Below are 15,123 nucleotides of genomic sequence, written 5' to 3'. Positions count from 1 at the left end.
GTGCCCTCGATCTCGGTCTCAATCTCGATCTTGCCCTTTCTCTTGCACGGCGCTTTCCATTTCGTTAAAATATAGATAGAGAATCACGAAAGTCCATGGCATCTGTCCGAAGGGGGGATTTCTATGCCGTCGAAAACTCTGAAAGTCAAAGATTTCATGACCAAGTATGTGTTTACCGTATCTCCGGATGTGACGGTGCATCGGCTGGTGGGGCTTTTCTGCACCCATCCGGTGAGCGCCATTCCGGTGGTGGGGGACGATAACGAGCTCCTTGGCATCGTATCGGAAGGGGACCTGCTGTACAAGAAGGTGACCCCGAAGATTCCACAGTACGTGGATGTGCTGGGAGGAAATCTCTATTACTGCGGATTCGGCCGGTATGAAAAGTCCTTCCGGAAACTGCTGGCCACCACAGCGGCGGAAATCATGACGAAAGACGTGCGCTGTGTCACCCCTGATACGGACATGGAAACCGTCACCACCCTCATGGTGGATGAACACCTGAAGACGGTGCCGGTGGTGGAAAAGAAGAAGATCGATAACCCCAACATCACGCCGCCGGCCCGGCTGGTAGGCATCATCACCCGCCACGATATCCTGGGCGCCATTGCGGCTACGGAGGCAGAAGAGCTTTTCCGCTCCAGCCAGCAGGAAAAGAAGGAAGCCGACGCTAAAGAAAAGAAAGATGAGTAAGGGCGGTTTTATTGCAAGATAGCAAAAGGAACTGTGAACCGGGCTTCCCGGTCACGGTTCCTTTTTTATGGTACCTCTATGACTGTGCGTGCGAACAGACGGGGCGTTGAGTGGGACTGCCGCTGTGCGGGCAAATGCACCCCTTCAGTCGCCTTCGGCGCCAGCTCCCCCAAAGGGGGAGCCAAGAAATCTACGGCCACCTTTGGGGTAGCAAACGAACTGATTTCGTAGGGACCCATCAGAATCCCTCTATCTGCTAACGCAGACATCATTCCGGCCGGGCCACAAAAGGAAGGTGCCTTAATGTGCAGTAAAGGCACCAACTTGGGACCGGCTCAGCAGTCCTCTGCAGGACTGCTGCCTTTGGAAAAGGGGGGACTAACCGTCAGCCTGCGGCGCCTCCATCAGCTAACCTCCGTCGCCTTCGGCGCCACCTCCTTCCCAAGGAAGGAGGCTAACTATCAGCGGCTACGCCGCCCTTTTAGTGACTCTGCACGTTTCTCGTCATTTCGAGCGGAGGTAGCATACCAAGTGACTCTGCCTTTAAAAATCGCTACAGCTCCAATGAGTCGAGAAATCTTTCTGGTGAATGACTGTGACTGGATTACAACCCGATAGGCCGCAGATCCATCAGAATCCCTCTGTCTGCTATCGCAGACATCTCCCTTTGGAAAAGGGAGACTAATCATCAGCGGCTTTGCCGCAGTTGGGATCCTAAAGACTCTGACCCTAAAACGGTCATTGACTCTGCAGGAGGCTCTCTTCTCAGAAGAGAGCTGCCAACGGCTGAGAGATGGCAATGGGACCGGCCCGAAGGGCCTATTCTCCTCAATCTCGACCTCGGTCTCGATCTCATTTGCCCGAAGGGCCTGACAAGCTCAAGGCTCAAGGCTCGAGACTTCGCCCGTTCGCACGTAAACATAGTCAGTATAGTCAGTCCAGCGCCGCAGGCGAGCCTGCTTTCCTAAAAGCTAGAAGCTAGCAGCTGGAAGCCCCCGCCCGTACGTACACCCGCAGGCCAACCGATACCCGGCCCGGTGCCCCTCGACCGTGACCGCTGTTCATAGTATAATAAATAATATATCCTGCAGCCGGAGCGTCATAGAGGCTGCCGGGGTTTATGAAAAGAGGAACTATGACTAAGGTTATTTTCCAAGCATTGAACCGCATCCACCGGGGTGTCCTGATCTGCGGAGGCTTTGCCCTCTTCATGCTGCTGGGCGCCCTGCTTCTCATGCTGCCCCTGTCCCAGTCCGGCACCAGGGAGATCAGCTTTGTGGATGCCCTTTTCATGTCCGTATCCACGGTGAGCGTGACCGGCATGTCCATGTTTGACCTGAAGAACGACTTCACCGTCTTCGGGCAGCTGGTGATTTTATTTCTCATGCAGGTAGGGGGCCTGGGCATCATGACCATGATGGCTATGGTCAGTATTTCCACAGGCCGGAAGATCCGGCTCCAGGAGCGTCTCCTGATCCGGGATTCCTTCAATCTCCAGACTCCTTCGGGCATGGTAATGCTGGTGAAGAAAATCATCTTCATGACACTGGCCGTGGAGTTTACCAGCGGCACGCTGCTGGCTATTTATCTGTATTTCAAATACGGCGCCATCGGCATTTATCTGGGCTACTGGCACGCCATTTCCGCCTTCACGAACTGCGGCATGGATATCATGGGAAACGACGTGGGCTTTGCGGGCATGGCGGCGGATACCTTCGTCAGTACGGTCATTGAGATTACCATGTTTCTGGGGGGCGTGGGATTCCTGGCACTGGATGATGTCCTCCGGAACCGCCGGTGGTCGAAGCTTTCCTTCAACAGCAAATTCATTTTCACCATGGAAGCGGTCCTCATCCCTCTGGGGGTCATTGTTTTCTACCTGCTGGAAGGAAACAATCCCGCCACCATGGGTTCCATGAGCCCCATGGGGAAATGGCAGAGCGCCTTCTTCATGTCCGTGTCCTCCCGGCTGGCGGGGTTCACGGTCTTTGATATTCACTCCATGATGAGCGCCACGGTGCTCTTTGTCATGATGTTCATGTTCGTCGGTGCTGCGCCGGTTTCCACAGGCGGCGGCATCCGGACCACCACCATGGGCCTTCTGCTCCTGTCCCTCTACAGCTGGGTCCGGGGGAAGAGGGAAGTGGTGCTCTTCCATAAGCAGGTGGACAACAAGTGCCTGGTGAAGGCGTCCAACGTATTTACCCTGGCCATGGTGCTCACATTTATTACGGCCTTTCTGGTATTCGTACTGGAGCCTGCGGATTTTGCCTTTGAAGATGCCCTTTTCGAAGCAGTGTCCGCCTTCAGTACCGTAGGATTCAGCATGGGCCTCACAGGGGAGTGGAATACCCCCTGCAAACTGGTGCTGATCGTGGCCATGTACATTGGCCGTATCGGCGTGATGACGCTGGCGATTACCTTTGCCCGCCATCACAACAGTTCCATTAAGTATCCGAAGGAAAATGTGGTTATAGGATAGAGGTTATAGGGGATGGCACAGAAATTACAGTTTTTCGTGGCCGGCCTGGGCCGGTTCGGCAAGAGCGTGGCAGTGACGCTGGAAAAAATGGGCTATGATGTGATGGCCATGGATATCGACGAGAATGTGGTACAGGACCTGTCGGATACCCTGGGGTACGTGGTCTGCGCGGACTGCTCCGATGAAAAGAACCTGGCCGCCATCGGCGCCGGCAATGCGGACGTGGCGGTGGTATCGGTGGGAGAGCTGTCGGCGAGCCTTATGACCACCCTGATCCTGAAGGAAATGGGGGTCAAGAAAATCGTGGTAAAGGCCCTGGATCCCATCCATGGCAAGATGCTCCAGAAAATCGGGGCAGACAAGATCATCTATTCCGAAAAAGAAATGGGGGTCCGGGTGGCGCACAACCTGATTTCCCCGGGCATTGTGGATTACATTGAAATGGAGAACAACATCACCATCCTCTCCATCCACGTGCCGGAAGACTGGATCGGCAAGAGCATCCTGGCCCTGGATGTCCGCAAAAAGTACAATATCACCGTAGTAGCCATCAAGAGGAAAGGGGAAATGTACGTCAACCCCCATCCGGAAATGCAGATGGCCGCCGATGATATGCTGGTCATTCTTGGTGATTCGGAAAGCGTGAGACGGGTCACGGCAAGCCTGGAGCAATAATCCTTGAAATCATATAGTTTTTTTGCTATGATACGTATGATTCGAATTTTATGATAAGAGTGGAAAAAGACTGATTCGCCTGCGGCGAATCAGTGGCTAGTAGCTAGATCTGGTGGCTAGGTGACCAGGCCCTTCGGGCCCGGTCCATCAGTTTGCTTTTGATGCTGAATGACCCAACCCTCCCTCTTCAGAGGGAGGGAGGACCGCGTAAGCGGTGGGTGGGTGGCCGCAGAGCGGCTGACCAGCTCAAGGCACAAGGCTCAAGGCCCCGTGCGTTCGCATCACCGCTGGCCAGCCTATCGCGGCGAAGCCGCTATAGGTCTAGACCTAGACCTGGATCTAGATCCCAGGGCCCTTGGCCCTGATCCCACTTCCACTCTACTTTGACTATAAAAGAAAATCAGCATTACAGACATAGAACCCTTTGTAGTTTTACTTAACAGGAGTGATTCCTTTTGGAAAAATTAGTCATTCATGGCGGACGGCCCCTTCATGGCCATGTCCGTGTTTCCAGCGCTAAAAATGCAGTACTTCCCATCATTGTGGCTACCCTTCTTCCCAATACCCCCGCATCCATCGTGGATGCGCCGAACCTGGACGACGTGACCACCATCTGCAGCGTTCTTGAATCCCTGGGAGTGAAGGTGACGAGACAGGACAACGTCCTCACCTTTGACGCCTCCATGCTGGACAAGACGGAAGCATCTTATGAACTCATGAGTAAAATGCGGGCTTCCTTCCTCATCATGGGCCCCCTCCTGGCAAAGATGGGCCATGCGAAAATCGCCCTCCCCGGAGGATGCATGATCGGCAGCCGGCCCATTGACCTGCACCTGAAGGCCTTTGAAGCCATGGGCGCAGAAATCAACGTGGGCAATGGCTTTGTGGAAGGTTATGCACCTCACGGACTCAAAGGGACCACCATTTACCTCGATTTCCCCAGCGTCGGCGCCACGGAGAATATCCTCATGGCCGCTGCCACCGCCGAAGGCCGTACCATCATTGAAAATGCGGCAGAAGAACCGGAAATCGTGGACCTCGTGACATTCCTGAATTCCATGGGTGCCAATATCAAAGGCGCCGGTACCAATATCATCCGTGTAGAAGGGGTGAAGGAACTGCAGGGCGTTTCCCACACCGTCATCCCGGACCGCATTGAAGCGGGTACCTTTATGATTGCCGCAGCCATGGTCGGCGGCGACGTGGTGGTGGACAACGTGCTCACGGAACACCTGAAGCCCCTCCTGGCGAAGCTGAACGAAGCGGGCGTTAAGGTGATCAAGGACATCGACAGCGTCCGGGTCATCAGCGATGGACATATCCGGTCCACCGATATCAAAACCCTGCCGTACCCCGGATTTCCTACGGACCTCCAGGCCCAGTTCATGGCCCTCATGACCATCGGCAACGGCATCAGCCGCATCACGGAAACGGTCTTTGAAAACCGGTTCATGCATGTCGGGGAACTGCAGCGTATGGGCGCCTCCATCCAGGTCGAAGGCCGCTGTGCCATCGTACAGGGGGTCCCGTTCCTGAACGGCGCCTTCGTGAGAGCTACGGACCTCCGCGCCGGTGCCGCCCTCACCATTGCAGGTCTTGCTGCCCACGGAGAAACGGAAGTCGGCGAACTCCATCACATTGACCGTGGCTATGATCATCTTGTAGAAAAACTGCAGGGGTTAGGAGCAGACATTGACAGAGTCGACAGAGACTAAGAAAAAGGGCGGAAAGAAGCTCACCCGCACCGGCCAGGGCTCCCTGGCGGACTGGCTGGGTTCCTTCGGCTCCGAAGATATTGGCGTAGACATCGGGACGTCCAATATCGTGGTCTTCATCAAACATAAGGGTCTCGTATTCCCCGAAGCCACTGTCATTGCCCGGAACGAAGTTCTCCATGAATACATGGCCTACGGCACAAAGGCAGAAGAAATGGAAGGGAAGACGCCACCGGAAATCAAAATCATCCATCCCATGAAGCGGAGCGCCATCGTAGACTATACAGGCACCGCCTACCTTTTGAATTCCATCGTGAACCGGTCCTACCTGAAGGGCCTCTTCTTCCATCCCCGCCTCATGATGTGCGTCCCCAGCGGTATAGACAGCGTGCAGCGCCGGGCTCTCCTGGAAGCGGCGGTAGCCGTGGGCGCCAGAAAAACCGTACTCATTGACCAGCCATTGGCGGCCATGATGGGCATGGGCCTGGAAAACCACCAGAAGGAAGGCACCATGATTGTGGATATCGGCGGCGGTTCCTGCAAGATTTCCGTCGTTTCCCGGCAGGGCATCGTAGTGAGCCACTTCTCCACGGAGTCCGGCAATGAAATGGACCAGGCCATCCTGAACTGGGTACGGGACAAGTACCACATCCGCCTCGGCAGGAGAGAAGCGGAAAGTCTGAAAATCGCCCTGGGCGCTGCCTGGGACCTGGACCGGGCACCGAGGGTGGCAGAGACCAGCGGCCTCTCCATCGTATCGGGACTCCCCGTAAAAATCGCAGTCACCGGCGAAGACATCGCCAACGCACTGAATCCTCTCCTGTACCGCATCTTCCGGAACATCCGGGACGTGCTGCAGCGCACCCCGCCGGCCCTCCTGGCCTCCATCCGGGAAAGCGGCATCATCCTCATCGGCGGCGTATCCCAGCTCCCGGGACTGGAAGAACTGATTTCCCGCATCATCGGCGTACCGGCCCATGTGGCAGAACGGCCATCCTATGTCAACGCCGTAGGCGCCGGATCAGCCCTGGACTACATCAACGAATTCCGGGATTCTTTGCAGGATCTGCATTGATTGATTTCATACATTAAAGTACGGCTTACTTGTAGGCCGTACTTTTTTAGATTTGAGAATTGAGTTTTGAGAATTGAGATCCCGCGGCTAAAAGAAAGATTTGAGAGTTGAGACTTGAGAATTGAGGTCCCGCGGCTTCGCCGCAGAGAATCAGCCTGCGGCGCTTGTGTGGCTGAGCGGCGTGTGTACGTGCGGGGCATTGAGCTTTGGGCCGATTCCATCTGTTCCCATTCGCAGATACGGTCACTTTCCTTTGTGACTCTGCCTATCAATCGTCATCTCGAGCGGAGGTAGTATGCGGAGTGACGCCACCCTTAAGAATCGCTACAGCTACGATGAGTCGAGAGATCTTTCAGATAAATGACTGTGACGGGCTTTCAGAAATAGAGTTGAGGTTCCGCGGCTTTGACGCAGGGAGCGTGTGGCTGGGTGGCGAGTGAACGTATGGGGGCTTTTAGCTGTTGGCTGAGCGCCGTTCGATCGTGCGGGGCCTTGAGCTTTGAGTGGATTCGCCTGCGGCGAATCAGTAGCTAGTGTCTAGATCTAGTGGCTAGGTGGTTAGGCCCTTCGGGCCGATTCCATCCGTCCCCATCTGACTCTACCCGTACCCCGTCATCTCGAGCGGAGGTAGTATGCGTAGTGACGCCACCCGTAAGAATCGCTACAGCTACGATGAGTCGAGAGATCTTTCTGGTAAATGACTGTGACGGGGTTTGCAAAGAAAGAGTTGAGATTTAAGGTCCAGCGGCTCCACCGCGGAGCTATCAGAACCCATCACCATCTCTCAGTCCGGTGGACAGCTCTCTTCAGGGAAGAGAGCCTCCTGCAGAGTCAATTGTCCGTTTTGCGGGCAGAGTCGTCAGGATTTCAACTGCGGCGGAGCCGCTGTAGTCCTGGCTGCTGGCCGCTGGTTACTGGGTACTGGCTGTATTCATTGGCACCGGTCGCTTGTTTACAATCCCTTTGGAAAGTGATAAAATATATCATATCAAGGTTCATGAGAACATGAGTCTATTGTATCGAGGAGAAAAAGGAAGCGATTGAAGGCTATCTCGTTGATAGTCCAGCAATCATCTTTTTTTTATGGAGGAGGAATTTATATGCATTTCATTAAAAGCGGACAAGCCGCTGTATCTAAAAAGGTTTTACCATTGTGTATTGCCTTTGCATTGCTCGGTGGAGGAGCGTCTGCTTTTGCCCAATCAGTAGATGGTATCATTAATGGAGTAGATATTACGGGTCGCACAAATTTTAACAATATTACAATCACCGATAATACGAATGCTGTAGTAGAAGATGAGAATGGTAATAAAACTGAGATTAAAAACAACCGGAATGATGGTTGGCAGACCGTTATGGGAGGTAATGACCAGAACAGTAATTCATATACATATGAAAGTATAGGTGGGAATATTATCAATGTTACCAGCAATGATTCGCTTACGATTCATAGCCTGATAGGAGGCAATTCTCGTTTTAGTGGGGATGGCAGTATTCGGGGCTTCTCTATAATCAATAATGTAATTAATATTGGGGAGAAGCAAAACAAAGGGATACTTCGAGCTGATGTTATTTCAGGTGGTACGTCTTCTGCAAGTTACTCAAAGTCCTATCCTTTTTATAATGTGATAAATTTAAGAGGAATGACAGTTACCGGAACAAGTGATAACGGACGGGTAAAGATTTATGGGGGAAATGTTGGCCTGAATGGACAAGTGGTACAGGGAAATGTTTACGGAAATGTGATTAATATCCAGGATTCAGTTGTGCTGAAAAATGCGGACGTTTATGGAGGGCAGACAAATGTGTCCAGATGGGGTGGGCATGTTTGGGGAAACCGTATCAACTTATCCGGAGATGCAGATTTATCTCAGGACGTTTCCTTATATGGAGCAGAGATAGTACCTCAGTCACATGCAATAAACAATCTTGATAATATCTTGAATGTTGGTTATGTGGAAGAAATCTCTTTCAACGATAAAAATTTACCTGATAGAAATTTCCTGGATTTTGAAAATGGTTCTTCCAGAATGAGAGGTGGTATTTATCCCGTTACTGATAACAAGAACTACTACCTGAAATTGACTGGTAAAGCAATTCCTTGGAAAAATAATGAAGTTAAAGAAATAAGTAATTTCTCTTCTATTAAAATTTGGGCAATGAATGATTTTAATACTCCTGCATTGAAACTTAGCACAGGAAATTTCACTTATAACTGGCGGCCCAATCCTGATAATCCTCATGAGAGAGCAACAATAATTGATTTGACATACCTGACTTCAGGCGAGGATTATGGAACTGCCTATATTACTAATCGCGATAATGATAATGCAGCCAGCAATCCAGACTTTGAAAGCAAGTTAAAGGACATTGATTTAAGAACATTATCGGCCGATGAAAGGAACAATATTTTCTTCGCCGGTGTGTCACCGGACCGGAAGATTACTGTGATTCAGGCTGAAAAAGGAATATATAAGTCAGAGGACCAGATAAAAGCGAATAAGCTGATTTATGGATATTCCCTGCAGCAGAATGACGATCAATTGGTTGGATCTTATACTGGCAAGGCTGGCATTGATGGAAATGATGTAGTCTGGAAGACGGGAGACATCACTGTATCCTCCGTTTCCCTGCCCAATAAGGCCCTCGATGCGTCCGGCACTGCTTCTTCTCCCCTGAAGCTGGAGAAGTATGGTTATGTATTTGATGGAAATACAAAACTTTCCATGGATAACATGCATGTTACCAACAGCACCAGCACCCTCATTTCTCCCTCCGAAAGCTGGACCCTTGTAGATGGCAGTGATGCTACTTCTGTGACGGGGCTCGGCAATCTGGCGGGGAAGGAGAATGAGGTGTCCTACGATATGAGCGGCGGCGCTGTCACCGTGGCGGGGAAAGGGAGTACCGGTATTTCCTCTGACAGCAAGAGCCTCACCTACCATCTGGACAACCCCACATCTCTGACCTACCATACCCTGGACTGGGCTTCCACGGATCCTGTAGCTTCCCTGGACAGCAGCAAGGCCTATGACCTCAGCGGCACGAAGGTGGACTGGTCGAACCTTTCCATGAAGAACCTGTTCTCCCTGAAGGGCGGTCTCAATGAACGGACCCTCCTGGACAGCAACGGTATTTCCACAGGTCTCACGGACAGCAGCCTCGTGGGCACTGAGCAGCACCTGACTGCCGGCACCACCCTGGAAGGCACGGGCCGGGCGCTCCTGAAGAATGGAAATGTGGTCTACGATGCGGATATGCACGCCCAGGCCCAGACCCATAATGTGCTCATGGGCAATGAAGCAGGCATTGCAGCCCTCCTGGAATCGAACGACCTGGTGCTGGACACCATGAAGAACCTGGATAAGTCCAAAGACGGGGGAGAGGCCTTCGCCACCATCGGCGGCGGCGAGAACCGCTATGAAACCGGCAGCCATATCACCACAAACATCTGGCGCAGCCAGGCCGGTTTTGCTGTGAAGGATACGGAAAAAGACGGAGCCCATGCGGAATATGGTCTCTTCTACGACTACGGTGACGGCTCTTACCGCACCTTCTACAACGGCCGGGGTAACGGAAAGATTGACTATAAGGGAGCCGGTATCTTCGGGAAACGGATCGAAGCGAACGGCACCTACGAAGAAGCGTCCCTCCGCTTCGGCCGGGCATCGAACGATGCGAAGAATATTCTCCACGATGCCGAAGGCAAGGGATACCACTACAAGACGGACAGCATGTACAATGCCATCCACCTGGGCTTCGGCAAAATCCTGGACCGGGGCCATGGAAACAGTCTCGATACCTACTTCCGGTTCTTCCACACCCACCTGAACGGTGATTCCTTCGACGCCGGCGGCCACTACGACATCGACAGCCTCGACAGCAACGTAGCCCGCATCGGCACCCGGTGGCAGCACCAGGACCACCGGTTTGAATACTACGCCGGCCTCGCCTATGAATATGAATTCAGCGGCAAAGCCTACGGCACCGCCGACGGCGCTGATATCGAAGGCGCCTCCATCCGCGGCGGCAGCGTCCGCTTCGAGTACGGCACCAGCGTAGACACCGGTAAATGGAGAGTTGCCATCAACGGCAGCGACTACGCCGGTAAACGGAGAGGCTTCAATGGAAATATCAGCCTCACCTGCCATATCTGGTAATTGATTCACGAAAAGCAGCCTTCAAGGCTGCTTTTTTTATGCCAGAGCGGTATGTGGCTGAGGGGCGTGTGAACGTATGGGGGCATTGAGCGAATCAGCCTTCGGCGGTAGTGTGGCTGAGTGTACGTGCGAACGGACGGGGGCTTTTAGCTTCTAGCTGTTAGCTTTTAGGAAAGCTGGTCAGGCCCTGCGGGCCAATGAGATCGAGACCGAGGTCGAGATCGAGGAAATAGGGCCCTGCGGGCGGTATGTGGTTTAAGAGCGTGTGAACGTATGGGGGCATTGAGCCTTTAGCCTTGAGCTGATCAGCGGCTCCGCCGCAGTCCCATCAGAATCCCTCTGTCTGCTACGCAGACATCCCCCTTTGGAAAAGGGGGACTACCCATCAGCCTGCGGCGTTTCCATCAGCTAACCTCCGTCAGATGAGATCGAGACTGAGACCGAGATCGAGGGCATCAGCGCCCTCCGCTGCAGTTGGGATCCTGATGACTCTACCCCCATAACGTCCTATTGACTCTGCACATGGCTCTCTTCTCAGAAGAGAGCTGCCCACGGGGCTGAGAGATGGTGATGGGTCCGGCCCGCAGGGCCTGTTCAGCTTTCCTAGGAGCTAGCCGCTAACAGCTAGAAGCCCCCGTCCGTTCGCATATCACTCAGCCACCCGATACCCGGCCCGTAGGGCCAGACCAGCTCAAGGCCCAAGGCTAAAGGCTCAAGGCCCTGCCCGTTTGCACGCCCGTCAGCCAGTTCAGTGCCGCAGGCGAACCAGCTTTCCTGGCCGCCAGCCGCTAACAGTTGGAAGCCTCGCCCGTTTGCAGGTATACGAAAAAGGCCATGACCTATTTTCAGGTCATGGCCTTTTATTTGATGTTATTCAAAAGTCAGTCCATTCTCTTTTGCCAGCTTTTTGACTTCATCGGCAGTCATATTCGTGGAGGACATGATAATTTTCAGAGGAACTTTATTCCGCATAAGAGAGAGTGCGGCCTGGCGAAAAGCAGATTTGGTGCCCTCTGCTCGTCCTTCTTCACGTCCGGCTTTCTTAGCTTCTTCAGCAGCGATTTCACGGGCTCTTTTTTCATCCCACTTGAAGGATACCATATCGTACACCTCACTTTCATGGATTCGGAAGTATTCACCCATGAGGTCATGGGTTTCGCAATAAGCAATCGCTTCTTTAATTGATTGGAAAAGGGAGAGGCCTTTCTTTTGACAATCCCTGACTATAGCAATAAAGGTGCTGTATGCTTTAAGCTCATAGCAGGCATCCAGAACCTCCCGGTCTTTTTTATAATTGATATTATAGCACTTCGCGGTAAGCTCCATGGCATTTCCGGGAATCTCAAAGGCATCTGACAGGCGAAGCTCCTGGATGGATGGGATGTCCATGGTACCGTTGTAGAGAACATAGAACTCAGGAGTCGGGATTTTCAGCAGCTCCGCATGGTAAATCATGTCTTTATTTACATACAGACGATACAGCTTTGACAGATACCACAGGAACCGGAGAGGCATATTCGGATTCCAGGTGGATTGATGTTCGAGGAGGATGACGAGACGATTTCCGACCAGGAAGCTGATATCGTTTTTTACATCATTCATGAATACGCCCTTTAGTGTATTGATGGTGATGTCCTTTGGCGATATTTCGTTTCCGGAAAGAGCTTTGTATAAACGGGAGAGCCGCTTTTTATCTTTGAAGATACTGCGGAAGAGGGAGTCTTTGTAAGTTCTTTTCGTGCCCATGGATGCACCTCTTTTCTGCCTTAATTATAACATAATTTCTATGTGTAAAGAAAGAATAAGGCTGAGTGTTGTGTAAACATGTGAGGACTTCTGGCTGTTAGGGAAACTCTACAGCCTGCGGCGCTGGACCGGCTGGCTGTACGTGCGAACGGGTGGAGCCTTGAGCCTTGAGCGCATCAGGCCCTTCGAGCCAGGGTCCTGCGACCGCGTTGGCGTTCAATCGGGCGGGGGCTTCTAGCTTCTAGCGGCTAGCTGGTAGGAAAACTCTACAGCCTGCGGCGCTTATCAATACGTATCCAACTGACACTACCCGACCCCGTCATTTCGAGCGGTGGCAGCATGATAAGTGAATCTGTCCTTAAAATCGCTACAGCTACGATGAGTCGAGAAATCTCCCGGCTAAATGCCTGTGACGGTCTTACAACTCGAGAGGATATCAGTCTGCGGCGCTGCCTCCCCAAAAGATAGGTGAGGCAGGGTCAGTTTCGGGGCATCGTAGTTGGCACACTAAACTAAAAAGACAGTGTCCCATCAGGGGGCACTGCTTTTTGTATTGGAGGATACAGGGAAGAGCGCATCCGCCTGACCGCCGCAGGCAGACCACATGGATCCGTTCAAGGCTTGGTGCCCTCGTCCGGACACATGCAGGCTTTACGGCTGCTTCCCACCTTTCTCCAGGGCTTTTGCCTTTTCCCGGTCCTTTTCCGCCAGGTCCTTTTTTCCTGCCTTTTCGTAGAGAGCAGCCCGGAAACGGTAGCCACGGGCATCGCCCGGTTTCCTCTTCAGAAATTCATCCATATCGGGGATCCCCTTTTCCGGCTGTCCCATGGCGTCGCAGGTCTGGGCACGGCTGCGCCAGGTCTCCGCATGATTGGGGTACTTTTGGATTCCCTCAGTGAGGATTTCCAGCGCTTTTGTGTAGTCTCCTTTTTCTTTATAAGTAAAGCCCAGGTTATTCAGGATCATGCCTTTGTCCTCTTCTTTGACAGCGGCGAGTCCCTTTTCATAGATTCCGATGGCCCGGTCGTAATCTCCGGCCTTGTTGTATAAATTTCCAAGGCCTATATAGGCAAGGGTCTCATCGGACTTCAGGCGGAGGGCTTCCTGGTAATCGGCTTCCGCTTTTTTGTTTTCATTCAGTTCCCTGTAACATAATCCCCGCTGTGTCAGGTTCAGGGCTTTCTGTTCTCCGCCCAGGTTTATGGCTTCCGTGTAGTCAGCGGCTCCCCGGGCATAGTCTTTCCTGCTTTCGAAGAACCAGCCCCGTTCGGACCAGGCATCCGGATTGTGGGGGAGACGGGTGACGGCGAGATCCAGGATCTTCAGTGCTTCATCGTCCTTTCCGTCACTCTGATAAAGCTGGGCCAGCAGTCGGTAGGTTCTCATGATTTTGCTCTTACGGTCCACTGCCTTCTGCAGTGAGTCCCGTGCCTGGTCCTTTTTATCCTGCTTTACGTAAAGAAAACCCATCACATCGTAGGGCCCTGCTGACTGTGGTGCCAGACGGGACGCCTTTTCCATCCAGGTCAGGGCGGTATCATCCTTCCTTTCAGCCTTGTAAATAAGGCCGGTCATATAGGCAGCCCTGAAATTTCCGGGGTCTTTCTCCAGCACCTTTCCATAGCTTGCCAGGCTTTCATCGTACCGGGAAAGGTGGAAAAGAGTCTGCCCTTCTTCCATTTGGGCCGTTTCATGAAATTTGCCCGGCAGGTTCATGGACAGGGCACGGCGGAAGTCTGCCAGTGCCTTTTCATAGTCCTTCAGATCCTCATAGATGGAGCCCCGGGCCATATAGGAAAAGGCATCGGACGGATTGACTGCGATGGCTTTTGTAAAAGTATCGGCTGCGCCTGTGGGATCCCCGTTCATAGACTGCAGGGTTCCCAGTATGCGATAGTTGATGCCGATCCGGGGAGAGAGACCGATGGCCTCTTGCAGATAACCTATAGCCTTCGGCAAGTCCTGGTGATCATTCCTGCTGTAAAGAATGCCCAGCATGGTATGGAGCATCCATTCATCCGGTCCGTCGGCGATGGCTTTTTCCGTCCACCGGCAGGCATCATCCATGCGGTTGGCCAACATATAGAAATGGCCCACCACCGCATCAATGGAGCCCCTTTTATCGGACCGCGCTGCATCCCGGGCGGAAAGGAAGGCAGCCTCCGCCTCTCCAAAGTTCCCCTGCTGCAGGAGAGAAATGCCCCTCTTCAGCTCCTTTACATCCCTGGTGGCCATGCTGTCGGAGGCACTGATGCCTGACGCTTCTGCGATTCCCGTCTCCTGGACAAACCGGGTCTCCAGGGCCGAAGCAAACCGGGAAATTGAAGAACCGTCCCCTCTGCCCTCTGCTGCCACCGATACAAGGGGCACAGACAGGGACAGAGCCAGAGCCATAAGAACGGCGAAACCTTTTCTTTTCATAGAACCACTCCCTCACAAAAAGCCGGTAGATATGCTGACTCCATTATATAAAAAAAATTGAGATTTGAGAATGGAGAATTGAGGCCCCGCAGGCGGACCATCTAGGGAAACGCTGATTAAATGGGCTTTTTACAAGCGCTAATTATTCACAGCCAT

General features: G+C 52.8%; 8 protein-coding genes. 6 read left to right on the top strand and 2 right to left on the bottom strand.

Going from position 1 to position 15,123, the window contains the following annotated elements:
- Positions 1-123 precede the first annotated feature (123 nt).
- The 6 genes from QZR21_RS04620 to QZR21_RS04595 all read left to right on the top strand — a co-directional run bounded on the left by QZR21_RS04620 (position 124) and on the right by QZR21_RS04595 (position 10,800).
- A complete protein-coding gene (locus tag QZR21_RS04620; protein WP_296974010.1) occupies positions 124-693 on the top strand; it encodes a CBS domain-containing protein in 570 nt (189 codons plus the stop codon).
- Positions 694-1,828: 1,135 nt separating this feature from the next.
- Entirely contained in the window at positions 1,829-3,175 is a 1,347-nt protein-coding gene (locus QZR21_RS04615) for a TrkH family potassium uptake protein (RefSeq protein WP_296097299.1), read from the top strand.
- A gap of 12 nt (positions 3,176-3,187) precedes the next feature.
- The gene (locus QZR21_RS04610; protein ID WP_296097298.1) at positions 3,188-3,850 is read left to right on the top strand and encodes a TrkA family potassium uptake protein; all 663 of its coding nucleotides are present in this window, start codon (positions 3,188-3,190) and stop codon (positions 3,848-3,850) included.
- Between the two features lie 455 nt (positions 3,851-4,305).
- Entirely contained in the window at positions 4,306-5,565 is a 1,260-nt protein-coding gene (gene murA, locus QZR21_RS04605; RefSeq protein ID WP_296097297.1) for a UDP-N-acetylglucosamine 1-carboxyvinyltransferase, read from the top strand.
- Positions 5,543-6,640 carry a rod shape-determining protein gene (locus tag QZR21_RS04600; protein ID WP_296097296.1) on the top strand — a complete coding sequence of 366 codons (1,098 nt, stop codon included), beginning with the start codon at positions 5,543-5,545 and terminating at the stop codon, positions 6,638-6,640. The genes murA and QZR21_RS04600 overlap by 23 nt, the downstream gene beginning before the upstream one ends.
- Before the next feature lie 2,543 nt (positions 6,641-9,183).
- Positions 9,184-10,800 carry a hypothetical protein gene (locus QZR21_RS04595; RefSeq protein WP_296974004.1) on the top strand — a complete coding sequence of 539 codons (1,617 nt, stop codon included), beginning with the start codon at positions 9,184-9,186 and terminating at the stop codon, positions 10,798-10,800.
- 870 nt (positions 10,801-11,670) lie between these two features.
- Here QZR21_RS04595 and QZR21_RS04590 read toward each other — a convergent pair.
- Entirely contained in the window at positions 11,671-12,546 is an 876-nt protein-coding gene (locus QZR21_RS04590; protein WP_296098545.1) for a hypothetical protein, read from the bottom strand.
- A 651-nt stretch (positions 12,547-13,197) separates the two neighbouring features.
- On the bottom strand, positions 13,198-14,967 hold the full coding sequence (locus tag QZR21_RS04585) for a tetratricopeptide repeat protein (protein ID WP_296973999.1): 1,770 nt from the start codon (positions 14,965-14,967) through the stop codon (positions 13,198-13,200).
- Positions 14,968-15,123: the final 156 nt, after the last annotated feature.

This window comes from uncultured Dialister sp., assembly GCF_900541605.1.
In the GTDB taxonomy this organism is placed as follows: Bacteria; Bacillota; Negativicutes; order Veillonellales; family Dialisteraceae; genus Dialister.
The sequence above is the reverse complement of the archived record's forward strand: the minus strand, read 5'-3'. Positions and strand labels throughout refer to the sequence as shown.